This is a genomic window from Pseudomonas azerbaijanorientalis, from assembly GCF_019139795.1.
GTDB lineage: Bacteria > Pseudomonadota > Gammaproteobacteria > Pseudomonadales > Pseudomonadaceae > Aquipseudomonas > Aquipseudomonas laurylsulfatiphila.
The window spans coordinates 1367259-1392925 of record NZ_CP077078.1 but is presented as its reverse complement, the minus strand read 5'-3'; the positions used below and the strand labels follow the sequence as shown (position 1 = coordinate 1392925).

Here is a 25667-nt window from a genome sequence, read left to right as displayed (position 1 = left end):
ATCGCAGCCTGCGGCAGCTCCTACAGCGACCGCAGGCGCCGAAGATCCGAAGCCTTCTGCAAATCCTGTAGGAGCTGCCGAAGGCTGCGATCTTTTCGATGCCACAACTGATTCAAATTTTTAGAAAACGCGCCTTTTTGGAGCACCGCACCATGACGCTTGCAGTCCAGTTCACCAACGTTTCCCGTCAATTCGGCGAAGTGAAAGCCGTAGACCGGGTTTCCATCGACATCCAGGACGGCGAGTTCTTCTCCATGCTGGGGCCTTCCGGCTCGGGCAAGACCACCTGTTTGCGCCTGATCGCCGGTTTTGAACAACCGAGCGCAGGCTCCATCCGCATTCATGGCGAAGAGGCCGCCGGCCTGCCGCCGTACCAGCGCGACGTGAACACCGTGTTCCAGGATTACGCGCTGTTCCCGCACATGAACGTTCGCGACAACGTCGCCTACGGTTTGAAAGTCAAAGGCGTGGGCAAGGCCGAACGCCTGAAGCGCGCCGAAGAAGCGCTCGATATGGTGGCCCTCGGCGGCTATGGCGACCGCAAGCCGGTGCAGCTCTCCGGCGGTCAGCGCCAGCGTGTGGCCCTGGCCCGCGCTCTGGTCAACCGTCCTCGCGTACTGTTGCTCGACGAGCCACTCGGCGCACTCGACCTGAAACTGCGCGAGCAAATGCAGAGCGAGCTGAAAAAACTGCAACGCCAGCTCGGCATTACCTTCATCTTCGTCACCCACGACCAGACCGAAGCACTGTCAATGTCCGACCGCGTGGCGGTGTTCAACAAGGGCCGCATCGAACAAGTCGACAGCCCGCGCAACCTGTACATGAAACCGGCCACTACCTTCGTCGCCGAATTCGTCGGCACCTCCAACGTGATCCGCGGTGATCTGGCGAAGCAAATCAGTGGCAATCCGCAGCCGTTCTCGATTCGCCCTGAACACGTGCGTTTCGCCGAAGGTCCGCTGGCCAGCCACGAAATCGAAGTCACCGGCTTACTCCACGACATCCAGTACCAGGGCAGCGCCACCCGCTATGAACTGAAACTGGAAAACGGCCAGACCCTGAACATCAGCCAGGCCAACAATCAGTGGCTGGACACCAGCGCACAACACCAGACCGGGCAGCGCATCAGCGCGCGTTGGGCACGCGAAGCCATGATCCCGTTGCACGACACCGTTGCAGGCGGGGTGTGAGATGAACACCGTAGCCATCCCTCAATCTCCGGCCAGCGGCTCGCTGCTGCGCAGGTTTTCCAATCTGCTGTATCGCCGGCCGAATTTTTACCTGTCGCTACTGCTGGTACCGCCGCTGCTGTGGTTCGGCGCGATCTACCTGGGCTCGTTGCTTGTTCTGCTGTGGCAAGGTTTCTACACCTTCGATGACTTCACCATGGCGGTCACCCCTGACCTGACCCTGGCGAACTTCACCGCGCTGTTCCAGCCGTCGAATTTCGACATCATCCTGCGCACCCTGGGCATGGCGATAGTCGTGTCGATTGCCAGCGCCATCGTCGCGTTCCCGATTGCCTACTACATGGCGCGCTACACCACGGGCAAGACCAAGGCGTTTTTCTACATCGCGGTGATGATGCCGATGTGGGCCAGTTACATCGTCAAGGCCTACGCCTGGACGCTGCTGCTGGCCAAGGGTGGCGTGGCGCAGTGGTTCGTGCAGCACCTGGGGCTGGAACCGGTCCTGCAGTTCGTGCTGGGCATTCCGGGCGTTGGCGGCAGCACCTTGTCGACCTCGCACCTGGGCCGCTTCATGGTGTTCGTCTACATCTGGCTGCCGTTCATGATCCTGCCGATCCAGGCTTCGCTGGAACGCCTGCCGCCCTCGCTGCTGCAAGCCTCCGCCGACCTCGGGGCCAAGCCGCGCCAGACCTTCATGCAAGTGATTCTGCCGCTGTCGATCCCGGGCATTGCCGCCGGTTCCATCTTCACCTTCTCGCTGACCCTGGGCGACTTCATCGTGCCGCAACTGGTCGGCCCGCCCGGCTACTTCGTCGGCAGCATGGTCTACGCCCAGCAAGGCGCCATCGGCAACATGCCAATGGCTGCCGCGTTCACCCTGGTGCCAATCGTGCTGATCGCCATCTACCTGTCCATCGTCAAACGTCTGGGGGCCTTCGATGCACTCTGAAAAAGCATCTCTCGGGCTACGCATCGCGGCCTGGGGCGGATTGGTGTTCCTGCACTTCCCGATCCTGATCATCTTCCTGTACGCCTTCAACACCGAAGACGCGGCGTTCAGCTTTCCGCCCAAGGGCTTCACTTGGAAGTGGATCGGCGTGGCGTTCTCCCGGCCGGACGTGCTCGAAGCCATCAAGCTGTCGTTGCAAATCGCCTCGATTGCCACGCTGATCGCCATGGTCCTTGGCACGCTGGCTTCGGCGGCACTGTACCGCCGGGACTTCTTCGGCAAGCAAGGCATCTCGCTGATGCTGATCCTGCCGATTGCCCTGCCGGGGATCATCACCGGGATCGCGTTGCTGGCAACCTTCAAGACACTGGGCATCGAGCCGGGGATGTTCACCATCATCGTCGGCCACGCGACCTTCTGCGTGGTGATCGTCTACAACAACGTCATCGCCCGCTTGCGCCGTACGTCCCACAGCTTGATCGAGGCCTCAATGGACCTCGGCGCCGACGGCTGGCAAACCTTCCGCTACATCATCCTGCCGAACCTCGGCTCGGCGTTGCTGGCCGGCGGCATGCTGGCGTTCGCCCTGTCGTTCGACGAAATCATCGTCACCACCTTCACCGCCGGCCATGAACGGACCCTGCCGCTGTGGCTGCTCAACCAGCTGAGCCGCCCACGGGACGTGCCAGTGACCAACGTCGTGGCGATGCTGGTGATGATCGTGACCATGCTGCCGATCCTTGGCGCCTATTACCTGACCCGTGGCGGTGAAAGCGTTGCGGGCAGTGGCGGCAAGTAACTGACAACTCAATCCCTAATATGGAAACCGAGTCCTGTGGGAGCGGGCTTGCTCGCGAAGAGGCCATCACATTCAACAATGATGGCGACTGATAAACCGCTTTCGCGAGCAAGCCCGCTCCCACATTTTGGCCGGTTTCCACAGAGAAAAAACAACAGTTCCGAAGAGGACAACGCCATGCAAACCAAACTCTTGATCAACGGCCAACTGCAAGTCGGCGAAGGCCCCGCCCAACCGGTGTTCAACCCTGCGCTGGGTCGTGTGCTGGTGGAAATCAACGAAGCCAGCGAAGCCCAGGTCGATGCCGCCGTGCGTGCTGCCGACGCCGCCTTCGACAGCTGGTCGCAGACCCCGCCGAAAGAGCGTTCGCTGCTGCTGCTCAAACTCGCCGATGCCATCGAGGCCCACGGCGAAGAGCTGGCCAAGCTGGAATCGGACAACTGCGGCAAGCCTTACAGCGCCGCGCTGAACGACGAGATCCCGGCGATTGCCGACGTGTTCCGCTTCTTTGCCGGCGCCAGCCGCTGCATGAGCGGCTCGGCCGGTGGCGAATACCTGCCGGGCCACACCTCGATGATCCGCCGCGACCCGGTGGGCGTGATCGCCTCCATCGCGCCGTGGAACTACCCGCTGATGATGGTCGCCTGGAAAATCGCCCCGGCCCTGGCCGCCGGTAATACCGTGGTGCTCAAACCGTCGGAACAGACCCCGCTGACTGCGCTACGCCTGGCCGAACTGGCGTCAGACATCTTCCCGGCCGGCGTGCTCAACCTGGTGTTCGGCCGTGGTCCTAGCGTCGGCAGCCCGCTGGTCACCCACCCGAAAGTGCGCATGGTGTCGCTGACCGGTTCGATCGCCACCGGCTCGAACATCATTTCCAGCACCGCCGACAGCGTCAAACGCATGCACATGGAACTGGGCGGCAAGGCTCCGGTGATCATCTTCGACGACGCCGACATCGACGCCGCCGTCGAAGGCATCCGCACCTTCGGGTTCTACAACGCCGGCCAGGACTGCACCGCCGCCTGCCGCATCTACGCGCAGGAAGGCATCTACGAGAAATTCGTCGAAAAACTCGGCGCCGCCGTCAGCAGCATCAAGTACGGCTTGCAGGACGATCCGTCGACCGAACTCGGCCCGCTGATCACCGCACAACACCGCGACCGCGTCGCCGGTTTCGTCGAACGCGCCATCGCCCAGCCGCACATTCGCCTGATCACCGGCGGTAAAGCGGTGGACGGCAATGGTTTCTTCTTCGAACCAACGGTGCTGGCCGACGCCCAGCAGGATGACGAAATCGTGCGGCGCGAAGTGTTCGGGCCGGTGGTGTCGGTGACCAGGTTCAGCGATGAAGCGCAGGTGCTGGGCTGGGCCAACGACTCGGACTACGGCCTGGCCTCTTCAGTGTGGACCGCCGACGTCGGCCGCGCCCATCGCCTGTCGGCGCGCTTGCAGTACGGCTGCACCTGGGTCAACACGCACTTCATGCTGGTCAGCGAAATGCCCCACGGCGGTCAGAAGTTGTCCGGGTATGGCAAGGACATGTCCATGTACGGGCTGGAGGATTACACCGTTGTGCGGCATGTGATGTTCAAGCATTAACCGCGAAAAGATCGCAGCCTTCGGCAGCTCCTACAAAGAGCGCCGTACACCCTGTAGGAGCTGCCGCAGGCTGCGATCTTTTCAGCAGACACAAGGATGATGTCGGCGATTTACATCAAGGATTCACCGCAACACCAAAAAACAATAACCACCGATCCTGGCGGTGCCCTCAAGGCCTCGTCACGGTTTCGGACATCCGAAATCTGCCGATTTTCCGGAGCAAACACACATGAGTGCATCACCCGATCTCTCTGCAGTCCTTGCCGACAGCGATGCCGAGCAACTGCGCAAACTGGGTTACACCTCCAACTTCAATCGCAGCATGAGCCTGTGGGAAAACTTCGCCCTGGGCTTCACCTACCTGTCCCCGGTCGTCGGGGTTTATACCCTGTTCGGCCTGTGCCTGGCCGCGGGCGGGCCACCGATGTTCTGGGCTTATCTGCTGGTCGGTTGCGGCCAGTTGCTGGTGTGCCTGATCTTCGGCGAGGTGGTTTCGCAGTTCCCGATTTCCGGCGGCGTGTACCCGTGGGCCCGCCGCCTGGTGGGCAAGCGCTGGGCGTGGATGGTCGGCTGGATCTACTCCATCGCCCTGTGCGTGACAATCGCTGCGGTCGCCGTTGGTGCCGGCCCGTACCTGGCCGCGATGATGGGTTTTGAACCGAACAACAACACCAACATTGTCATCGCCCTGGTGCTGACGCTGTTCGCCACCCTGGTCAACCTCAGCGGTACCAAAGTACTGGCGCGTATCGCCATGTTCGGCTTCCTCTGCGAACTGGTGGGCGCAGTGATCGTCGGCGTTTACCTGCTGATCTTCGAGCGTCATCAATCGATCAGCGTGTTGTTCAACACCTTCGATATCAGCATCGACGGCTCGTACCTGCCGGCGTTCCTCACCGCTTCTCTGGCAGGGATGTTCCTGTACTACGGTTTCGAGGCCTGCGGCGATGTGGCCGAAGAAACCCCGAACCCGAGCAAGCAGATCCCGGTGGCGATGCGCATGACCATCTACATCGGCGGCATTGCGGCGATGTTCGCTTGCCTGGCGCTGATCCTCGCGGTGCCAGACATGCAGGCCGTGATCAATGGCACCGACAAGGACCCGGTCAGCACCATCCTCAACAACGCGTTCGGGCCAGTGGGTTCGAAAGTGGTGATGGGCGTAGTGATGATTTCCTTCATCTCCTGCGTCATCAGCCTGCAAGCGGCGGCCAGTCGCCTGCTGTATTCCTACGCCCGTGACGAAATGGTCATCGGCAGCCGACTGCTGAAGAAGATTTCCCCTGCGACGCAAGTTCCGGTTGCCGCACTGTTCGTCTCCGGTGTCCTGCCGGCGCTGATCATCATCCTCGGCTTCTTCCTGCAGGATGCGGTCGCCACCATCGTCAGCTTCGCGGCCATCGGCATCTACCTGGCGTTCCAGATGATCGTGCTCGCGGCCCTGTACGCCCGCATGAAAGGCTGGAAACCGAGCGGCAAATTCACCCTCGGCGCCTGGGGCTGGGCGGTGAACATCGGCGCACTGGTCTATGGTGTCGGGGCCATTATCAACATGGCCTGGCCACGGACACCGGATGCCGCGTGGTACATCAACTACGCCATGGTACTGAGCACGGCCATCGTCATTGGCTTGGGCCTGCTCTACATGTGGATCGCCAAGCCGTATGACCACGGCACCGCCCCGGCGGGCGATGCCTGGAAAGTCAGCCGGTAACGGCATTCGCCCCGGTGCCGTCGTGGCGCCGGGGCGATCTGAAAAACCAACAAGGATTGAATATGGATATCACTCGCCGCGACTTTCTCAACGGCGTCGCTGTCACCATCGCTGCCGGCATGACCCCTCTGCAACTTCTCCAGGCCGCCCCTGACGGGCGCTACTACCCTCCAGCACTGACCGGCCTGCGGGGTAGCCACGTCGGCTCGTTCGAAATGGCCCACCAGATGAGTTGGGAGAAAAAGGTCTTCGACACCGACAAGCTGCCGATCACCGAGGAATATGACCTGGTGGTGGTAGGAGGCGGCCTCAGCGGACTGTCCGCTGCGTGGTTCTACCGTGAGAAACATCCGAAAGCGCGCATCCTGATTCTGGAAAACCACGACGACTTCGGCGGCCACGCCAAGCGCAACGAATTCTCCGCCGGTGGTCGCATGATCATCGGCTACGGCGGCAGTGAAGCCTTCCAGTCGCCGAATCATCTGTACAGCCAGGAAGTGAACGGCCTGCTGAAGAAGCTCGGGGTGAACATCAAACGCTTCGAGACCGCGTTTGACCGCCAGTTCTACCCGGGCCTGGGCCTGTCACGCGGGGTGTTCTTCGACAAGGAAAACTTCGGCGAAGACAAACTGGTGACCGGCGACCCGACACCGATGGTGGCCGACGACATCGCCCCGGAACAGTTGCACGCCCGCTCCATCCCGGATTTCATCAACGACTTCCCGCTGCCGCAAGCCGACCGCCAGGCGTTGATCGCCTTGCACATGACGCCCAAGGATTACCTGCCCGGCAAAACCACCGAGGAAAAAACCGCGCACCTGGAAGCCATCAGCTACCAGGACTTCCTGCTCAAGGACGTAGGTCTGTCGGCCCAGGCGGTGAAGTATTTCCAAAGCCGCACCAACGACTTCATGGCCCTGAGCATCGATGCGGTCGCTGCGTCCGACGCCTACTCAGTCGGTTTCCCAGGCTTCGGCGCGATGAACCTGGAGCCGATCAGCGAAGAAGCCCGGGCGGAAATGGAAGAGCCCTACATCTACCACTTCCCCGACGGCAACGCCTCGCTGGCGCGCTTGCTGGTGCGCAGCCTGATCCCGGCCGTGGCAACGGGGCACACCATGGACGATATCGTCCTCGCCCCGTTCGACTACGCCAAACTCGATCAGGCCAAAGCCCCGGTGCGCATCCGCCTCAACAGCACAGCGGTGAGCGTGCGCAACGTCGGCAGCGGCGTGAACGTCGGCTACAGCCGCGGCGGCCAGCTCAGCCAGGTGCGCGGCAAGCACTGCATCATGGCCTGCTACAACATGATCATCCCGTACCTGCTGCGCGACCTGCCGCCGGAGCAATCCCACGCCCTGAGCCAGAACGTGAAGTTCCCGCTGGTGTACACCAAGGTCGTGATCCGCAACTGGCAGTCGTTCCAGAAACTCGGTGTGCATGAAATCTATGCGGCGACCCAACCCTACAGCCGGATCAAACTCGATTACCCGGTAAGCATGGGCGGCTACGACCACCCGAATGACCCGACGCAGCCGATCGGCCTGCACATGGTCTACGTGCCCACCAGCCCCAACAGCGGCATGAACGCCCGCGACCAGGCCCGCGCCGGCCGTGGCCGCCTGTACGGCCAGAGCTTCGAACAACTGGAAGCGCAACTGCGTGACCAGCTGCAACGCATGCTCGGCCCTGGCGGCTTCAACCACGAAACCGACATCCTCGCCATCACCGTCAACCGCTGGTCACACGGCTACGCGTACTTCTCCAACAGCCTGTACGACGATGCCGACGAAAGCGAAAAACTGATGAACCTGGCCCGTCAGCCGGTTGGACGGGTGAGCATCGCCAACTCGGACGCGGCGTGGAGTGCGTATGCCCATGCGGCGATCGATGAGGCGTATCGGGCGGTGGGGGAAGTAGGTTAAGCAACGGTATTTGAGCTCCACGGATGGCCATTCCCGGCGATCCGTGGAGTCGGAGAACTTCAGACGGCATCGTCGTTCAGAACGTCAACCAACACGCTCCTGTCCCCCTTAGCAATGCCATCAACTCATCAGTTTGCAATTTGATATCGGCTTTGCCGCGCACCTCGTCGAAGCGATCCTGAGCATCACTCTTGCGTTTCTCGTCACCGTCGTCAGCCACAGATTTACTCCCATCGTCCAAACTTTCGCCTCCTATCCCGGATCCGATTAATTTACGGAAATACCGCGACACAGGAACATTGTCTCTGTAAAGAGTGCAAAAACAGATAACTCCTACAGACGCAACCCGCACGAAAAAACGTCGTTTCCTACAACAAGCGTCGCCAGAGTAGACTTGGCGCCGCGAGCGCCTGACCGATAGGCTTCAATCCGTCGCTGCCAAATCAGCGGCCCGGAGTCGAAGCCGGAACATATCAACATGGCGCATCCGCGCCCCCATATGAGCTGGGGCATTTTTTTGCCTTTCAGTTTCGCGTTATGGCGGGCCGTGTGGCGCGGGCCTCTCGGCTTCCATGTTGATCGAGAATGTTCCGACTTCGAACGCCCCACGGTCCGCCACCCAAATCTTTCGAAGGATTAGTGGCGGCTCCTTTTTCAACATGGAGTCGAAAAATGCACAAGCACACATCACATCCGACTGAAATTCCTTCCTGCTTCATCCCTAAAGTCTTCACCCGCCACAACCGCTTCCTCCATGCCTTCATGCAAAACAACCAAGCCTGGTTCTGCGCCCAGGATCTGGGTCGCTTGATGGGCAAACCACTCAATGAACGCCTGACCCTGAAACTCGATCCCGACCAACGTCGCAGCGTCTGTCTGCTCAAGGACGGCAAAACGGTCGAAACACTGATGGTCAGCGAATCAGGCATGTACGCCTTGCTGGTTCACCACTTCGTCCCGGAAAACCGCAACCTGCGCCAGTGGTTGAGCAACGAAGTCATACCCTCGCTGCGTGATGTGAAATCAGAGCCTGTGGAAAACCTGCCAAGCCTGAGTTCCTTGAATTGGGCGGGAGTTTCGGTGCCCTTGCTGCATTACCAACATCACGCCTGGATCAAGTGGCGAGACATGCCTGAGTTGATGCAGGTGCAGCGCCCCTTCCCAATCGCTGGCACTTGCCGTTGAAGGGATAAATCGAGCTGATCAAAAAGGGACAGACTTCACAGTCCGTCCCTTTGGTTTGAGTCCTCTCAATTAATTGTCCTGCTGAATGAGCTATATCCACATGAACGAGACTCACAGCGTCAAACGAAACATCATCGAAATGATTCCATGTGATAGCTCTTTTGCAGAAGCGTATCTCCATAAGCTCGACCAGCAATCTGTCCGACAGCAAGCAATAGACGCTGGCATAGCCGACGCTGATGCAAGCAGGTTAACCAGCCTGGCCACCGTGAAGGCCAAATGGCTCTCACGGTAACCCGCCCTGCTTCAAAACCGCGAAACACTCCTCATCGCATCCACCAGATACCTCATCGCGATCCTGTCGCTCTCCGACAACTCCCGATACCGCTCCACCAGTTTCATTTCCTCGTTATTAAGCCGGCGCCTGCGTCGCCCGATGGCCAGGCACGGAAAGATTCCCAACATTTCGGTGATGCCTTGTACTTTCGACATGGACGATGTCCTTCTCTATACGTCAAAGAAAACTGCAAAAAACTGCATCGCCCTATCCCTTTTTCAGCAGCCGCTGGGTGCCCGCTGAACCGCACCGGTCCGAAGGGCATAAACCGGTCATGTGCACAGAATAGAAATATTCCGGGCGCTGAAAAGCGGTTTTTAGAGTAATTAGTCGAAAAAAGCAGAAATGCCCTGTAAATCAGAAACCCCTGTCGGAATTGTTTCCCGACATGTCTTGTTTCATTGCCGAGCCAGCGCTGTGCCATCAATCAATTCTGCTCTGCAATCGAACGGTTTAAGCTGTCGGGCATCTGTTCTACAGTCCGTTGCGTTTGGCCGAAGGCATGTCCGAACCGTATTTTCTGATCCAGCACGTGCCAGGAACGGCGCGGGATTGCTCACGACAGGTTGTATTTATGCACCGCAGGAACTTGCTCAAAGCCTCCATGGCCATCGCGGCCTACACCGGTTTGTCCGCCACGGGCCTGTTGGCCGCCCAAGCCTGGGCCGCCAGCGGCGGCACAGCTGATGGCGAGGCCAGCGCATTCGATTTCGAGGCGCTGAAGCTCCAGGCCAAACAGCTCGCCAGCAATCGCTACCAGGACACCAAGCAACAGTTGCCGCCGACCCTGGCGAGCATGACGCCGCAGAACTTCAATGCGATCCGCTACGACGGCAATCATTCGTTGTGGAAAGAACTCAAGGGTCAGCTGGACGTACAGTTCTTCCACGTCGGCATGGGCTTCAAGCAGCCGGTGCGCATGTACAGCGTCGATCCGAAAACCCGGATGGCCCGCGAGGTGCATTTCCGCCCGTCGCTGTTCAACTATGAAAACACTACGGTCGACACCGCACAGCTCAAGGGCGACCTGGGTTTCTCCGGCTTCAAGTTGTTCAAGGCCCCGGAACTGGACAAGCACGACGTCGTGTCCTTCCTCGGCGCCAGTTACTTCCGTGCGGTGGACGCCACCGGCCAGTACGGCTTGTCGGCCCGTGGGCTGGCCATCGACACCTACGCCAAGAAACGTGAAGAATTCCCCGACTTCACCAAGTTCTGGTTCGAGACTCCGGACAAGGACAGCACCCGCTTCGTGGTCTACGCCCTGCTCGACTCTCCAAGCGCCACCGGTGCCTACCGCTTCGATATCGATTGCCAGGCCGAGCGCGTGGTGATGGAGATCGATGCCCACGTCAACGCACGTACCGCCATCGACCAACTGGGCATCGCACCGATGACCAGCATGTTCAGCTGCGGCACCCACGAGCGCCGCATGTGCGACACCATTCACCCGCAAATCCACGACTCCGACCGCCTGGCCATGTGGCGCGGCAACGGCGAGTGGATCTGCCGCCCGCTGAACAACCCGGCGACCCTGCAATTCAATGCCTTCGCCGACAAGGACCCGAAAGGTTTCGGCCTGGTGCAGACCGACCACGAGTTCGCCAGCTATCAGGACACCGTCGACTGGTACAGCCGCCGCCCGAGCCTGTGGGTCGAACCGACCACCGCATGGGGCGAAGGCTCGGTCGATCTGCTGGAAATCCCTACCACCGGCGAGACCATGGACAACATCGTCGCCTTCTGGACCCCGAAGAAACCGGTGGCTGCCGGCGATTCGCTGAACTACGGCTACAAGCTCTACTGGAGCGCATTGCCGCCAGTCGGAACGCCGTTGGCACGGGTCAACGCCACCCGTTCCGGGATGGGCGGTTTCACCGAAGGCTGGGCGCCGGGCGAGCATTACCCACCCGTCTGGGCCCGTCGTTTTGCCGTGGACTTCACCGGTGGTGGCCTGGACCGCTTGCCTGAAGGCACAGGCATCGAGCCGGTGGTCACTTGCTCGAACGGCGAGGTCAAGGATTTCAGCGTGCTCAAGCTCGATGACATCAAGGGCTACCGCATCCTGTTTGACTGGTACCCGACCAATGACAGCGTGGAGCCCGTCGAACTGCGCCTGTTCATCCGCACCAACGACCGCACACTGAGTGAAACCTGGTTGTACCAGTACTTCCCGCCAGCGCCGGACAAACGCAAGTACACCTGATGATCGGGTAGCACCCCGCCACCATTCGGTTTTCCGAACGCGACCTGCGGGTCGGTTCGGTTAACCGGATCGTTCCACTGAAATTCCAGCGCAAGAAAAATTTAATTTCCTTGCAAATCAATACTTTGACTAATATCGACTGGTCTGGCACGAGTCATGCTCTACACTTCTTCGACGAATGTCCTTTGCGCTCACTCATCGTAGCGCTCAGGTGTTTTGCAGCACAAAAGGGCCGATGAACTGGCTCCATAAAAAAAACAAAGTCGAGGAAAATTTGATGCGCATCGTTCCCCATATCCTGGGCGCAGCCATTGCTGCCGCTCTGATCAGCACTCCGGTTTTCGCCGCCGAACTCACCGGCACCCTGAAGAAGATCAAAGAGTCCGGCACCATCACCCTGGGCCATCGCGACGCTTCCATTCCGTTTTCCTATATCGCGGATGCTTCCGGCAAACCGGTCGGCTACTCCCACGACATCCAGCTGAAAGTCGTCGAAGCCCTGAAAAAAGACCTCGACATGCCGAACCTCCAGGTCAAATACAACCTGGTGACTTCGCAAACCCGTATCCCGCTGGTGCAGAACGGCACCGTGGACCTCGAGTGCGGTTCCACCACCAACAACGTCGAGCGTCAGCAGCAGGTTGACTTCTCCGTCGGCATCTTCGAAATCGGTACTCGCCTGCTGTCCAAGGCAGACTCCAAGTACAAGGATTTCCCTGACCTGGCCGGCAAGAACGTCGTGACCACCGCCGGCACCACGTCCGAGCGCATCCTCAAGGCGATGAACGCCGACAAGCAGATGGGCATGAACGTCATCTCCGCCAAAGATCACGGCGAGTCGTTCCAGATGCTGGAAACCGGCCGTGCCGTTGCGTTCATGATGGACGACGCCCTGCTGGCCGGTGAAGCGGCCAAGGCCAAGAAGGCAAGCGACTGGGCCGTGACCGGTACTCCACAGTCCTACGAAATCTACGGCTGCATGGTGCGCAAAGGCGACGAGCCGTTCAAGAAGGCTGTGGATGACGCCATCAAGGCCACCTACGCATCGGGCGAGATCAACAAGATCTACGAAAAATGGTTCATGCAGCCGATCCCGCCAAAAGGCCTGAACCTGAACTTCCCGATGAGCGACGAACTCAAGGCCCTGATCGCCAATCCGACTGATAAAGCGGCTGACGACAAGAAGTCCTGATTTCTGACTAACCTTATCCCCTGAAAGGGCCTTAGCCCTTCCAGGGGAATGCACTCCCTGCTGGCATTTCTGGAAACACTCGAACCGGTGGCTGTCGAGCCGAGCGCGTGTGCCTGTCCCCCGAGGACAGGCGGGAACGGAGCTTCCCCCAAGCGGGCATTTGTACATCGATCGAATCCGAGGGGAGACCCTAATGAATTACAACTGGGACTGGGGCGTGTTCTTCAAGTCCACCGGCGTGGGCAGCGAGACCTATCTCGACTGGTACGTGTCCGGTCTGGGCTGGACCATCGGCATCGCCATCGCGGCCTGGATCATCGCCCTGACACTGGGCTCGATCCTGGGCGTCATGCGTACCGTGCCGAACCGCATCGTATCGGGCATCGCCACCTGCTACGTCGAACTCTTCCGTAACGTGCCTCTGCTGGTTCAGCTGTTCATCTGGTACTTCCTGGTACCCGACCTGCTGCCGGCCGACCTGCAAGAGTGGTACAAGCAGGACCTGAACCCGACCACCTCGGCCTTCCTCAGCGTCGTCGTGTGCCTGGGCCTGTTCACCACCGCCCGGGTTTGCGAACAGGTGCGCACCGGTATCCAGGCCCTGCCCAAAGGCCAGGAATCCGCGGCCCGCGCCATGGGTTTCAAGCTGCCGCAGATCTACTGGAACGTGCTGCTGCCCCAGGCTTACCGGATCATCATTCCGCCGCTCACCTCGGAATTCCTGAACGTCTTCAAGAACACTTCCGTGGCGTCGCTGATCGGCTTGATGGAATTGCTCGCGCAGACCAAACAGACCGCCGAGTTCTCCGCCAACCTGTTCGAAGCCTTTACCCTGGCCACGCTGATCTACTTCACCCTGAACATGAGCCTGATGTTGCTGATGCGCCTGGTCGAGAAGAAAGTCGCCGTACCGGGCCTGATCTCCGTAGGGGGTAAATGATGGAATTCGATTTCTCGGGCATCATCCCGTCCCTGCCGGGTCTGTGGAACGGCATGGTCATGACCCTCAAGCTGATGGCCATGGGCGTGGTCGGTGGCATCATCCTCGGCACCATCCTGGCGTTGATGCGCCTGTCCCACAACAAGCTGCTGTCGAACCTCGCCGGCGCCTACGTCAACTACTTCCGCTCGATCCCGCTGCTGCTGGTAATCACCTGGTTCTACCTGGCGGTACCGTTCGTGCTGCGCTGGATTACCGGCGAAGACACCCCGATCGGCGCGTTCGCCTCGTGCATCGTGGCGTTCATGATGTTCGAAGCGGCGTACTTCTGCGAAATCGTCCGTGCCGGTGTGCAGTCGATTCCAAAGGGTCAGATGGGCGCTGCCCAGGCCCTGGGCATGTCCTACGGCCAGATGATGCGCCTGATCATCCTGCCGCAGGCGTTCCGCAAGATGACACCGCTGTTGCTGCAGCAGAGCATCATCCTGTTTCAGGACACCTCGCTGGTCTACGCCGTCGGCCTGGTGGACTTCCTCAATGCTTCGCGCGCCAGTGGCGACATCATTGGCCGCTCCAATGAGTTCCTGATTTTCGCGGGTCTCGTGTACTTCATCATCAGCTTTGCCGCCTCGCAGCTGGTCAAGCGTCTGCAAAAAAGGTTCGCCGTATGATCTCTATCAAAAGCATCAACAAGTGGTATGGGGACTTCCAGGTTCTGACTGATTGCAGCACCGAGGTCAAAAAAGGCGAAGTGATCGTGGTGTGCGGGCCATCCGGTTCCGGCAAGTCGACCCTGATCAAGTGCGTCAACGCCCTGGAACCCTTCCAGAAGGGTGACATCGTGGTCGACGGCACCTCCATCGCCGATCCGAAGACCAACCTGCCGAAACTGCGTTCGCGCGTTGGCATGGTGTTCCAGCATTTCGAGCTGTTCCCGCACCTGACCATCACCGAAAACCTGACCATCGCGCAGATCAAGGTGTTGGGCCGCAGCAAGGAAGAAGCCACCAAGAAAGGCCTGCAACTGCTTGAGCGCGTCGGCCTCTCGGCTCACGCCCACAAGCACCCGGGCCAATTGTCCGGTGGTCAGCAGCAGCGCGTGGCGATTGCCCGTGCGCTGGCGATGGACCCGATCGTCATGCTGTTCGACGAACCGACCTCGGCGCTGGACCCGGAAATGGTCAACGAAGTGCTCGACGTGATGGTGCAACTGGCCCACGAAGGCATGACCATGATGTGCGTGACCCACGAAATGGGCTTCGCCCGTAAAGTGGCCGACCGGGTGATTTTCATGGACCAGGGCAAGATCATCGAAGACTGCAAGAAAGAAGAATTCTTCGGTGACATCAATGCCCGCGCCGAGCGTACGCAGCACTTCCTCAACAAGATTCTGCAGCACTAAGAAAAACACCGCTCCAACTTGTGGGAGCGGGCTTTTGTGGCGAGGGGGCTTGCCCCCGTTGGGTCGCGTAGCGGCCCCGGTAGTTTAAAGTCAGACCGCATGCAATGGGTTTACGACTGCTTCGCAGCCGAACGGGGGCAAGCCCCCTCGCCACAGAGTCAGCCCCACAGGAATCTGTGGGGGCTGAAGATTTGCGTTGTGGTTGACCCAAGGCATCTGTGATGAAATGCGACCCTAATCTTTATCGCGCAGCGTCGCCGTCACTCGCCGTGAAACCCCGTCTGGTTCGTCATTTGTTCCTGCCGCCACTGATCATCGCCATGATGATCGGCCTGGGCTATATCGGCTTCTGGATCAGTGAGCACTACGGCATTCGCAGCCTTGGCGAGAACGGCCAGCGTCAGCTGGAACTGCACGCCCGTGCCGTCGAAAGCGAAATCAGCAAATACACCTACCTGCCCAGCCTGCTGGAGCTCGAAACCAGTGTTTCGCAGTTGCTGGCCGACCCGACCCCGGAACACCGGCAAACGGTCAACGATTACCTCGAAGGCCTGAACCGGCGCAGCCGCAGTCGGGCCATCTACGTGATGGACACCACCGGCCGCGTCATGGCCACCAGCAACTGGCGCGATGTCGACAGTTACCTGGGTGAAGACCTGTCCTTTCGCGCCTATTTCCAGAACGCCGTGCGCGGTCAGCCGGGGCGTTTCTACGGCATCGGCAGCACCAACGGCGAACCCGGTTACTACCTGGCCCATGGCCTGGAAGAACACGGCAAGATCATCGGCGTCGCGGTGGTCAAGGTGCGTCTGGAAGCCATGGAAGAGCGCTGGCAACGGGCGCGCCTGGAAGCCTTCGTCAGCGACGAGAACGGCATCATCATTCTCTCCAGCGATCCGGCTCGACGCTTGAAATCGGTGGTACCGCTGAGCGAAGAAACCAAGGAAAAACTTGCCCGCAGCCTGCAGTACTACTGGTTCCCGCTCAATGAATTGCAACCGCTGGCCCGGGAAACCCTGTCCGAAGGCGTGGAAAAACTCACGTTCCCGGCCAACAGTGAACTGGTGTCTGACGATGAAAACATCAGCTACCTGTCGCAAACCCGGCCCTTGAGCGATACACCGTGGAATTTCACCCTGCTCACGCCGCTCCAGGACTTGCGCCGCGAAGCGATCAACCAGGGGATTCTGGTGGCCGTGGCGTTTGCCCTCTGCGCCTTTCTGTTGATCGCCTGGAACGAGCGGCGCAAGGTGATCGCCACCCGCCTCGCGGCCCGGGAAGCCTTGCAGGAAGCCAACAACCAGCTGGAACGTCGGATTACCGAACGCACCACCGACCTGCGCGCCAGCAACGAACGGCTCAAGGGGCAGATCCGCGAACGCCGGCACGCCGAAGAGACCTTGCGCCGCGCCCAGGATGAACTGGTACAGGCCGGAAAACTCGCGGCCATCGGCCAGATGTCCACCAGCATCGCCCACGAACTGAACCAGCCGCTGGCGGCGCTGCGCACCTTGTCCGGCAATACCGTGCGCTTCCTCGAACGCGGCCAGCTCGATGTCGCCAGCACCAACCTCAAGACCATCAACGAACTGATCGACCGCATGGGCCGCATCACCGCCAGCCTGCGCTCGTTCGCCCGGCGCGGTGACGACAAGGGTCAGGCCTGCCTTGGCAAAGCGGTGGACGCGGCCTTGCAATTGCACGGCGCACGGGTGGAAAACACACCTCTGCAATTGCACCGCCATTTTGACGCTGTGCAGGTACAGATCGATCAGACCCGCCTGGAGCAGATTCTGGTCAACCTGATCGGCAACGCCCTCGACGCCATGCAAGCGCAGCCGCAACCCGAGCTGTGGCTCGAAGGCGAAACCTTCGATGGCAAATACCGCCTGCGCGTGCGTGACAACGGCCACGGCATCGACGCCGAAGCACGCAAGCACCTGTTCGAACCCTTCTTCACCACCAAACCCGGCGAACAGGGCCTGGGCCTTGGCCTGACCCTTTCCGCCAGCCTGGCCGCCGCCACCGGCGGTCACCTGGGTGTAGAGCACCCGGCCAGCGGTGGTACCGCATTCGTCCTCAGTTTACCGTTGGTAAGCCCCACTCCCGCCGAGCCAATATGAACAACGACCTTAGTGTATTGATCGTCGAAGACGACCCCCATGTGCTGCTCGGCTGCCAGCAGGCGCTGACCCTGGAAGACATTCCCTGCATTGGCGTGGGCAGCGCCGAAGAAGCCCTGGAGCGGGTCGGCGACAACTTCGCCGGCATTGTCGTCAGCGACATTCGCCTGCCGGGCATCGATGGCCTGGAGTTGCTGACCCGGCTCAAGGAGCGCGACCGCAGCCTGCCGGTGGTGCTGATCACCGGCCACGGCGACATCTCCATGGCCGTCGGTGCGATGCAGAAAGGCGCCTACGACTTCATGGAAAAGCCGTTCTCCCCGGAGCGCCTGGTGGACGTGGCCCGCCGCGCTCTCGAGCAACGCAGCCTGGCGCGGGAAGTGTCGTCGCTGCGCCGGCAACTGGCCGAGCGCGACTCCCTCGAAGGGCGGATCATCGGGCGCTCGCCGGCCATGCAGAACCTGCGGGAACTGATCGCCAACGTCGCCGATACGTCGGCCAACGTGTTGATCGAAGGCGAGACCGGCACCGGCAAGGAACTGGTCGCGCGCTGCCTGCATGATTTCAGTCGGCGGCACACCAAACAGTTCGTCGCCTTGAACTGCGGCGGCCTGCCGGAGAACCTCTTCGAAAGCGAAATCTTCGGCCACGAAGCCAACGCTTTTACCGGTGCGGGCAAACGGCGGATCGGCAAGATCGAACACGCCGACGGCGGCACGCTGTTCCTCGACGAAGTGGAAAGCATGCCCCTGCCCTTGCAGATCAAATTGCTGCGGGTATTGCAGGAGCGCACCCTCGAACGCCTCGGTTCGAACCAGAGCGTGGCGGTGGATTGCCGCGTCATCGCGGCGACCAAGTCCGACCTCGTCGAGTCGAGCAAGGCCGGCGAATTCCGCAGCGACCTGTACTACCGCCTCAACGTGGTGACCCTGGAACTGCCGCCGCTGCGCGAGCGCCGCGAGGACATCCTGCAACTGTTCGAGCACTTTCTGCAGCAGTCGTCCCTGCGCTTCGACCGCGCGGTGCCGGAGCTGGACAACCAGACCCTTTCAAACCTGATGAGCCACGACTGGCCGGGCAACGTGCGTGAATTGCGCAACGTTGCCGAGCGCTTTGCCCTGGGCCTGCCGGCGTTCAAGAAAACCGGTGCCGGCGGCAGCAATCAAGGCCTGGCGTTTGCCGAAGCGGTGGAAGCCTTCGAGCGCAACCTGCTCAGCGATGCCTTGCAACGCAGCGGCGGCAACCTGACCCAGGCCAGCCAGGAACTGGGCATGGCCAAGACCACGCTGTTCGACAAAGTGAAAAAGTACGGCCTGAGCCATTGAGCTGCGTGGACCTGATTCTCAAAACACCCCTGGGCGCGGCGGTGGTGGTGAGCCTCGCTGGCCTGGCTACGCTTTCACAGAGAAATACATTCTCCTGTGGGAGCGGGCTTGCTCGCGAAAGCGGTGTGTCAGTCAACTCAAATGCCAACTGATACTTCCTCTTCGCGAGCAAGACCGCTCCCACATTGGACCGAGGGAGTTAGAGGAGATTGTGATCAGCCACAGGCTCGATCTGCGCCCAGTGCGAAGTGTCTTCACGGTGCTCGCGCAAGTACGGCAACACCGCCCCCAGCAACGGCGCCTTGAACGCCTCCTGGAAACGATGGGCCAGGCCCGGAATCAAGACCAACTGACTGCCACGCAGATGCGCCGCCAGATGCACCCCGTGCATCACCGGCAGCAAGGGGTCGGCCGTGCCATGGACCACCAGCGCCGGCACCCGCAACCGGTTGAGCAGCGCGACCCGGCTCGGCTCGGCGAGAATGGCCATGATCTGGCGTTTCACGCCCTCGGGATTGAACGCCCGGTCATAGGACTGCGCCGCCTGATGCAACAACACCTGACGATCATCGCTCACCCTCGGGCTGCCCAGCGCCGCCAGCAAGTCGGCCTGTTGTTCCAGGGCCACCTCGCGATTCGGTGCACCCCGCCGGGCCAGCAATTGCACCAGCGCCGCACTCGGCGCCGGCAAGCCTTCGGCCCCGGAGCTGGTCATGATCAGGGTCAGGCTCTCGACCCTCTGCGGGGCCATGGCCGCCATGTGCTGGGCGATCATCCCGCCCATGCTGGCGCCCAACACGTGGAATTGATCGATGTGCAAGGCATCCATCAAGCCCAGGCCATCGTCGGCCATGTCGGTCAGCGAGTACGGCGACGACACCGGCAAGCCGAGTTTGTAGCGCAGCACTTCGAACGTCAGGTTGGCTTCGGCCGGTGCTTGCCGCCAGGTCGAGAGGCCGACATCGCGATTGTCATAGCGAATCACCCGGAACCCCTGCTGACACAGGGCGACCACCACCTCGTCCGGCCAGTGGATCAACTGGCCGCCCAGGCCCATCACCAGCAGCAAGGCCGGATCCGACGCACGACCGATGCTCTGGTACGCCAGGCTTACCTGGGCCAGATCCACCCGTTCGGTCGGAACATTGACGTCACAACGCGAGGCCGCCAACGACGGCAGGCCGAACAACAGCGCGGCCAGAAATATGATTCGTGAAAAGAATGCAGCACCCATGAAAAAACACCAAAACGCAGAACCCCAGTAGAGCGCGAGTCTGATGAAGTTTGTTCAAGCGCGCTGCCACAGTTCCATGACAGTTTGATGAAGAGCGCCGGGCGGTCATCCGGCGTCACACCCGGTTTGGCGATAACTATGTACCACCCCTCCTCCTGCCGACTGCCGCCTAATGCCCGTACCGCCGGCACGGCCCGGCTTTCTGGAGATTCATCGTCATGGTTGACGAAACCACCCCCCTTACGGCCGATTTCGGCCTCATCTACCCATTGCCCGCCAACCCGGACCAGGGCCTGAGCCTGAGCGCCTCGGCACGCTGGGAAGAATGCTGCGAGCAGTGGCTCAGCCTCATGGCGCAAAGCTCGCAAGCCCAGCTCGACACCGCTTGGTGGAGCGCACGTGCGCTCGGCACCGATCACTCGCGTCGGGAGCAAGCCATCCGCTTGTATCGCCAGCATTTCGAGGCGTCGAGCCAATGGGCGTTTGCCCAAGGCATCCTCGATGCCGGGCAGATCAAAACGTTACTGACGCTCATCGACCCGCCAGCGCCAACACCAACACCAACGCCTGACCAGCACCCCGTGTACGTCGAACAGCTGAGTCTCATAGATGACAATGGCCTGTCTACCCCGCTGTCGGGCGCGCTGGTCATCACCCGGGATACCGATCAACCGGTCGCTCAGCTGTTGTATCTGCCTTCGCACTCATCCGCCTGGATGACCTTTCAAAGCCGGATTGAACTGGAGCGCTGGTTGACCGAGCATCAACCACAGCGGTTCGACCAGCCCCGGCTGTCGATGGACAAGGGCAGCGTCGATTACACGGTCCTCGACACAGCTGTGCTGCGCACTGGCGCCGAAGCCCTGTTGTCCCGATTGTCCGTCGCCCCCGCGGACCGGCCCGGCGATGCTGCCGTGCTGGCCGCGCCCCCCGACCTGCCACTGGTGGAGACAGACGACAACGCGGCCCTGTTCGGCCAGCTCAGCCCCGATATTCCCTTGGGCGTGCGTCACCGCGCGCTGGCACAACAGCGGACGGCCCTGGAGAGTCTGCTCGGCGATGACTTTTCCGGTGATGCCAAGGATCCACGTCTGCAACGCCTGCAACAGCAACTCGAGACCCTCAGCGCTGCCGAGCAGGCCAGCAGCGCCGCCGCGACGGCGCTACTGGACGCCGCCGATGGCCTCAAATGGCTGGAGCTGCGCCACCAGCCGGGCCCGCATTACGCAGCCCTGCTCCAGGCACGCCAAGACGGTTTGCGCGCCGAAGCCGAACTGCAATTGAGCCTGAATCAGATCAACAGTGAAGAGCATCAATGGCTCATCAGTGTGCTGGATGCCCCCGATCAGCCCCGAGCGGCCGACCTGGTGGTCGCGCGGCTGGAACTGTCGGCAACCGACACCGAAGGCGACACCCGCCGCACGCAAACCGAGGAACTGGACGGCGTTCTGCTGTTTGCCAAACCCTCGGCGCTGCTGGCAAATTCGACCGACAGCCTGTTGCTGTACTGGCCCGGACGCTTCGGTGGACTGCAACGGTTTGCCTCTCGACAGCTGCTGGAACAGTCGCTGTTCAAATGCCCGGTCAACGACCCTGCCCTGACAGTGCACGTTTTGCCGCTGAGCGGCTCGCCGTTTGAATACGCCCTGCAAATCCAGCTCCACAGCTGTGAACAACAAGCGGCCCGGATCATTGCAGCCAATCCTGTTCCGCTTCGTACCAGCCAGCGTGCGGCCGAACTGGAAAAACTGCGCGAGCAGACCCTCGTCTGCCTGACTGTCCCCCAATCCGCCGCCCGGGACTGGGTGTACGCACGCATCGTCGAGCAAAACCAGAGCAGTGCGCTGGCCGCTCAATTGCCGTCGTGGCATCGCGAACTGCCTGCCGTGCAGCGTGACCGGCTCAAGACGCTGTTCAAATCCTGGATCGGCGCGATGCAGCGCTCCCACGCGTGGCTCGAACGTGAACTGCCGCCACGGGAAGCCTTCGCCATCAAGGCTGTCGACGCCCGGCTGCGCGTGGAATTCGACCTCACTCAACGGGTGGAGGTGCAGCTCGACGTTCCCGATTCCACGCTGTGGCAGAAAGTGGTGACTGAAGGCGCCGCTCCAGGCACCCCTCAACAAAATGTGCTGGTCGCCAGCGAGCAGCGCAGCAAGCTGTCCCTGGGTGAGCTGGCGCTGGGCAACATCGATCAGGAAATGTGGTGGCGACTGTCGTTCATGCAGGTCGAGGTCAGCGGTGCCGACGCCGCACAACAGCAGAAACTGAAAGGCGCCATCACGACGTCCTGGCTGAGCAAGCTGGTCACCGAGCTGGATCTGGCCGGGCAATATGAAAGGCTGATCCGCGAGACGTTCCTCGGCACCTCGACGGCATCGATGTTCAGTAATGAACATCGGCGCGAATGCCTGAGTGAGCCGTGGCGCCTGATGCTTCGCCTGCAAGGCGAATTCGCCGAGTTGGCAAAGGACATCGATGCCAACGGCCGGCAAGTGCTGGAAATCGCCATCGACGCCAACAGCCGTGAAGCCTTTGCCAGCGACGGCAAGCGCATCGAGTTGCTGCCCGCGCACCTGACCGTGGGCGGCAAGGACACCCACGCCCAGGGACCGAGCACCTTGACCGGCGTCACCTTTATCGTGGAACACGTCAGCGGCCTGACCCTGCTGTATCTACCCGACAGCCCCGACGGCGTTTATCTGCGCCAGTTCGATAGCCTTGAACAGGCGCGGTTGCGCCTGTTCAACGATTGCCTGCGCAGCTCGATGGTCAACTACCTGGCCGGCCGGGCCTTGACGGGCGATGTCGCCCACCACGTCAGCCGGATCAACCAGGCCCAATTGAAAAACCTCGACGGGCTGATCGGCGTCGGTACGCCCTGGCCAGCCAGCACCTCCCTGGCAGCGCACCTGCTGAATGTGCACATGGGCCGTTTGCTGGAGGCCCATCGGGCGACGTCACGCTCCAATGATGCGTTGTACCTGGAGCAGGTCGCCTTGAAGTCCGGCGCAATGTTCAATTACCTGAAAATGGCTGTGGGCATGTTGCCCTTCGTCGGTACGACCATCGCCCTGTACGACGCCTGGAACAGCGCCAACCTGGCGGTGGCGGCCTTCCTGCGCGGCGATGTCGGCCATGGCCTGGCCGAGGTGGAGGCGGTGCTGTTGTCGCTGATCGACGCGGCCATGGACATTCTCCCCGGCACCACTGCCACCCCCGGTGTCGCTCGCGTCGCCACGCGCAATCGTCAGTGGCGGGCGCTGGGCAAAAGTCCGCGGGCCCTGCAGGTATCGACGCAACCCCAGGCGCGGCGGTCGCTGGAGCGCTTCAAGGGTTATGAATATGAAAAACCGATTTCCCTCGCGGACCTGCAACCGGGCAGTGAAGGCATTTATCGCAACGTGTATCGCCACGCCGACGGCGACTTCATGCTCAGCCAGGGACGAATCTATCGCATCGAGCTGGAAGGCGAACCACCCCGCTGGCGTTTGAGCGGCACCAGCAGCCGGACCTACAAGCAGCCAGTCGCCCTCGATGAGTCAGGCCACTGGAACACCCACTACGCGGTGTACGGCACCGTGATCGAGGGTGGAGGCGTGGGCGGTGGCGCGGTGCTCGGGCACATGGCCGACGGGCTTGACCCACTCTGGCCTGCCGCCATTCGCCGCTGGCTGCCGCGCTGGTGGACGGACCGCGCCTTGCGCCGGCAATTGACCCTGACCAATACCGCCGACGCCTACTCGCTACGGCTCGATACCCAGACCCGCAGCAGCAACACCCTGCTTGAGCACTACTTCGGCCTCGAACTCCAGCAGCGCCCGGCCCTTCGCTCCCGTGCCGATGTCGCCTGCGCGAACGATATCGACCTTGCCCAGGCCCAATACCTGAATCTCGATGAGCTGATGCTGTATAGCCATGGCCGCAAACGCGTGCAGATCGAAGACATCCAAAGCCGCTGCGCCTGGATCATCGTCGACCGTTCGGTGCGGCGGATCGGCCTGGCCAAGGAACGGCTGGTGGAACACCTCAATCGTATCGATCAGCTGATCGCCCGGTCAGATGCCACAGCGATCACCGATACCGCCGCGCACTTGCAGTTCATGGCGCAACGCAAGGAGGTCCGCAAAGCCTTTCTCAAAGATTTCGATCAGCTGCATACGACGGTCGAGGAAGCCAATCGCTGGAACCGCCGTATCACTAACCCGGCGCAAAAAAAGGAGATTGCGAAGGCCATGACGAACGTGAATGAGAAACTCAGCGAGGCCAATCACTACTACCTGAAAACGGCGCACACCCTGGAAATCATCACCCGTTATGACGCGGTGACCGACCTGTCCTGGATGTACTTCCACGTGCAGTTGAAAACAGCCCGCAACAAGGTCGGCCGCGCGCTGCTGACGCAACATCAGCTACCCCAGGTGAGCGCCAGCGTCAGTCAGCGCAGTAAAGTCCTCAAAGACTGCCTGGCCACCTATACCGAGTTCCGGCGTCAGCTGGGCGCCTGGACCCTCGGCTATCCGCAGCATTTGGACCTGGAACAGGTCACCGCGTTTCTGGACAACCTGGACAAGGTTGAAGATTTTGCACGCCGGGCCACCAAGACGCCCCCTTCGGTGGCACCTAAAGAAGGCCGGTCCGGACAGCAACTGTTCGAGACCGAAGACAACCAGTTGCTGATCGGCATCGCCAGCACCGACGCCGTCACCCGACAAAAGCGCATCACCATCGAAGGGGTCGATGGCCACACGGAAACCTGGCTGCCGCGCTCAAGCGGCAAATATCGCCTCAGCGAGCCAACCGGTTCCGTGCAGCCGGAACTGCCCACTGATGTCGGGCCACTGCTGACAGAAGCCAGAAACAGGCTGGAGGCGGCAAACGCCTATACCCGCAAAGTCGAAGGCTATGCGCGGCAGGACATGCTCCCGGTCGACCTTGAGCACATGATGGGCAGCGAGGCCACGGAGTTGACCATGCGTGCCCAGGCCATCGAACGCTTATCCCCCACCGATGCCGTAGCGCTGCAACTGCGCAATCGGGCGGATGAGATGTTGCGCACGGGGCGCACCCTGCGCATCAATCAAAGCATGAGCAGCAAAACCCCGACCGAAGGCTATCTGGACTATCTGCTTGAACAACAAGTGGTGGACATCCGCAAGGAAGGTGGCTTGCGCGACCTGGGCAAACGCGCCGACGGACGACGGGATTTCCTGCAGGAGTACGAAGTGCGCGACCTGCGCAACGAACCGGCGCAAACCCTGTGGTACGCGCACTTCCACTACACCTCGGCCCAGCCTCAGTTCAGCGACTTCGTCAAAGGCCATCTGAAACTGCCGGAACAACGCAACCTCGGCCTGAAATGGCAGCAGGACGTGGCCGCCAGCGGCGGTACGGTCGAGGCGATCTGGCGCGGCGACATCGGCAAACCGCTGGGCAACAAACACTTTTCCACGCTGTAAAATGACAACGACGGGGCACGCAATGTGCCCCGTCGTGGACAGCGGCACCAACATGAGACAAACTCAACCTTTTCGGTTTATCTACAAG

18 protein-coding genes are annotated in these 25667 nt (G+C 61.0%); 15 read left to right on the top strand and 3 right to left on the bottom strand.

Annotated features, from left to right (window positions below):
* The first annotated feature begins 152 nt into the window (after window positions 1–152).
* The 6 genes from KSS91_RS06035 to KSS91_RS06010 all read left to right on the top strand — a co-directional run bounded on the left by KSS91_RS06035 (window position 153) and on the right by KSS91_RS06010 (window position 8179).
* Window positions 153–1190 (top strand): ABC transporter ATP-binding protein, encoded by a 1038-nt coding sequence (locus KSS91_RS06035; protein WP_015093714.1) that lies wholly within the window; start codon window positions 153–155, stop codon window positions 1188–1190.
* Between the two features lies 1 nt (window position 1191).
* Window positions 1192–2139 (top strand): ABC transporter permease, encoded by a 948-nt coding sequence (locus KSS91_RS06030; protein ID WP_007975063.1) that lies wholly within the window; start codon window positions 1192–1194, stop codon window positions 2137–2139.
* Window positions 2129–2938 (top strand): ABC transporter permease, encoded by an 810-nt coding sequence (locus KSS91_RS06025; protein ID WP_015093712.1) that lies wholly within the window; start codon window positions 2129–2131, stop codon window positions 2936–2938. Before KSS91_RS06030 ends, KSS91_RS06025 begins: the two co-directional genes overlap by 11 nt.
* Before the next feature lie 177 nt (window positions 2939–3115).
* On the top strand, window positions 3116–4540 hold the full coding sequence (locus KSS91_RS06020; protein WP_217837338.1) for a gamma-aminobutyraldehyde dehydrogenase: 1425 nt from the start codon (window positions 3116–3118) through the stop codon (window positions 4538–4540).
* 229 nt (window positions 4541–4769) lie between these two features.
* A complete protein-coding gene (locus KSS91_RS06015) occupies window positions 4770–6254 on the top strand; it encodes an APC family permease (RefSeq protein WP_217837337.1) in 1485 nt (494 codons plus the stop codon).
* Between the two features lie 62 nt (window positions 6255–6316).
* Window positions 6317–8179: an NAD(P)-binding protein gene (locus KSS91_RS06010; protein ID WP_217837336.1), complete on the top strand. Its 1863-nt coding sequence runs from the start codon at window positions 6317–6319 to the stop codon at window positions 8177–8179.
* Between the two features lie 76 nt (window positions 8180–8255).
* On the opposite strand, the gene KSS91_RS06005 is transcribed toward KSS91_RS06010, so the two are convergent.
* Window positions 8256–8399 carry a hypothetical protein gene (locus KSS91_RS06005; protein ID WP_217837335.1) on the bottom strand — a complete coding sequence of 48 codons (144 nt, stop codon included), beginning with the start codon at window positions 8397–8399 and terminating at the stop codon, window positions 8256–8258.
* Window positions 8400–8851: 452 nt separating this feature from the next.
* Between KSS91_RS06005 and KSS91_RS06000 the strand changes: the two genes are divergently transcribed.
* Window positions 8852–9364, top strand: a complete 513-nt coding sequence (locus KSS91_RS06000) for a BRO-N domain-containing protein (protein WP_217837334.1) — start codon at window positions 8852–8854, stop codon at window positions 9362–9364.
* Between the two features lie 306 nt (window positions 9365–9670).
* Here the strand turns inward: KSS91_RS06000 and KSS91_RS05995 are convergent, their stop codons facing one another.
* On the bottom strand, window positions 9671–9856 hold the full coding sequence (locus KSS91_RS05995) for a hypothetical protein (RefSeq protein WP_007975077.1): 186 nt from the start codon (window positions 9854–9856) through the stop codon (window positions 9671–9673).
* A 419-nt stretch (window positions 9857–10275) separates the two neighbouring features.
* Between KSS91_RS05995 and KSS91_RS05990 the strand changes: the two genes are divergently transcribed.
* The 7 genes from KSS91_RS05990 to aauR all read left to right on the top strand — a co-directional run bounded on the left by KSS91_RS05990 (window position 10276) and on the right by aauR (window position 18886).
* Complete coding sequence (locus KSS91_RS05990; protein ID WP_015093703.1) at window positions 10276–11904, top strand: glucan biosynthesis protein D; 1629 nt, start codon at window positions 10276–10278, stop codon at window positions 11902–11904.
* A gap of 277 nt (window positions 11905–12181) precedes the next feature.
* Window positions 12182–13096 (top strand): glutamate/aspartate ABC transporter substrate-binding protein, encoded by a 915-nt coding sequence (locus tag KSS91_RS05985; protein ID WP_126049574.1) that lies wholly within the window; start codon window positions 12182–12184, stop codon window positions 13094–13096.
* 193 nt (window positions 13097–13289) lie between these two features.
* Window positions 13290–14036: an amino acid ABC transporter permease gene (locus tag KSS91_RS05980; RefSeq protein WP_015093701.1), complete on the top strand. Its 747-nt coding sequence runs from the start codon at window positions 13290–13292 to the stop codon at window positions 14034–14036.
* Window positions 14036–14707, top strand: coding sequence for an amino acid ABC transporter permease (locus tag KSS91_RS05975; protein ID WP_015093700.1), 672 nt, complete (start codon window positions 14036–14038; stop codon window positions 14705–14707). Before KSS91_RS05980 ends, KSS91_RS05975 begins: the two co-directional genes overlap by 1 nt.
* Window positions 14704–15438: an amino acid ABC transporter ATP-binding protein gene (locus tag KSS91_RS05970; protein WP_057716227.1), complete on the top strand. Its 735-nt coding sequence runs from the start codon at window positions 14704–14706 to the stop codon at window positions 15436–15438. The genes KSS91_RS05975 and KSS91_RS05970 overlap by 4 nt, the downstream gene beginning before the upstream one ends.
* A gap of 221 nt (window positions 15439–15659) precedes the next feature.
* Window positions 15660–17561 carry a two-component sensor histidine kinase AauS gene (gene aauS, locus KSS91_RS05965; protein WP_217837333.1) on the top strand — a complete coding sequence of 634 codons (1902 nt, stop codon included), beginning with the start codon at window positions 15660–15662 and terminating at the stop codon, window positions 17559–17561.
* Window positions 17558–18886, top strand: coding sequence for a two-component response regulator AauR (gene aauR / locus KSS91_RS05960; RefSeq protein WP_015093697.1), 1329 nt, complete (start codon window positions 17558–17560; stop codon window positions 18884–18886). The genes aauS and aauR overlap by 4 nt, the downstream gene beginning before the upstream one ends.
* 199 nt (window positions 18887–19085) lie before the next feature.
* Here the strand turns inward: aauR and KSS91_RS05955 are convergent, their stop codons facing one another.
* Complete coding sequence (locus KSS91_RS05955) at window positions 19086–20120, bottom strand: alpha/beta fold hydrolase (protein ID WP_217837332.1); 1035 nt, start codon at window positions 20118–20120, stop codon at window positions 19086–19088.
* 218 nt (window positions 20121–20338) lie between these two features.
* Between KSS91_RS05955 and KSS91_RS05950 the strand changes: the two genes are divergently transcribed.
* Window positions 20339–25579 carry a dermonecrotic toxin domain-containing protein gene (locus KSS91_RS05950; RefSeq protein WP_217837331.1) on the top strand — a complete coding sequence of 1747 codons (5241 nt, stop codon included), beginning with the start codon at window positions 20339–20341 and terminating at the stop codon, window positions 25577–25579.
* Window positions 25580–25667: the final 88 nt, after the last annotated feature.

Coding starts and splice junctions, on each gene's coding strand:
- KSS91_RS06035 (WP_015093714.1), top strand. CDS start 153: ATGACGCTTGCAGTCCAGTTCACCAACGTTTCCCGTCAATTCGGCGAA.
- KSS91_RS06030 (WP_007975063.1), top strand. CDS start 1,192: ATGAACACCGTAGCCATCCCTCAATCTCCGGCCAGCGGCTCGCTGCTG.
- KSS91_RS06000 (WP_217837334.1), top strand. CDS start 8,852: ATGCACAAGCACACATCACATCCGACTGAAATTCCTTCCTGCTTCATC.
- KSS91_RS06015 (WP_217837337.1), top strand. CDS start 4,770: ATGAGTGCATCACCCGATCTCTCTGCAGTCCTTGCCGACAGCGATGCC.
- KSS91_RS06010 (WP_217837336.1), top strand. CDS start 6,317: ATGGATATCACTCGCCGCGACTTTCTCAACGGCGTCGCTGTCACCATC.
- aauR (WP_015093697.1), top strand. CDS start 17,558: ATGAACAACGACCTTAGTGTATTGATCGTCGAAGACGACCCCCATGTG.
- aauS (WP_217837333.1), top strand. CDS start 15,660: ATGAAATGCGACCCTAATCTTTATCGCGCAGCGTCGCCGTCACTCGCC.
- KSS91_RS05985 (WP_126049574.1), top strand. CDS start 12,182: ATGCGCATCGTTCCCCATATCCTGGGCGCAGCCATTGCTGCCGCTCTG.
- KSS91_RS05955 (WP_217837332.1), bottom strand. CDS start 20,120: ATGGGTGCTGCATTCTTTTCACGAATCATATTTCTGGCCGCGCTGTTG.
- KSS91_RS06020 (WP_217837338.1), top strand. CDS start 3,116: ATGCAAACCAAACTCTTGATCAACGGCCAACTGCAAGTCGGCGAAGGC.
- KSS91_RS05975 (WP_015093700.1), top strand. CDS start 14,036: ATGGAATTCGATTTCTCGGGCATCATCCCGTCCCTGCCGGGTCTGTGG.
- KSS91_RS05995 (WP_007975077.1), bottom strand. CDS start 9,856: ATGTCGAAAGTACAAGGCATCACCGAAATGTTGGGAATCTTTCCGTGC.
- KSS91_RS05990 (WP_015093703.1), top strand. CDS start 10,276: ATGCACCGCAGGAACTTGCTCAAAGCCTCCATGGCCATCGCGGCCTAC.
- KSS91_RS05970 (WP_057716227.1), top strand. CDS start 14,704: ATGATCTCTATCAAAAGCATCAACAAGTGGTATGGGGACTTCCAGGTT.
- KSS91_RS06025 (WP_015093712.1), top strand. CDS start 2,129: ATGCACTCTGAAAAAGCATCTCTCGGGCTACGCATCGCGGCCTGGGGC.
- KSS91_RS05950 (WP_217837331.1), top strand. CDS start 20,339: ATGGTTGACGAAACCACCCCCCTTACGGCCGATTTCGGCCTCATCTAC.
- KSS91_RS05980 (WP_015093701.1), top strand. CDS start 13,290: ATGAATTACAACTGGGACTGGGGCGTGTTCTTCAAGTCCACCGGCGTG.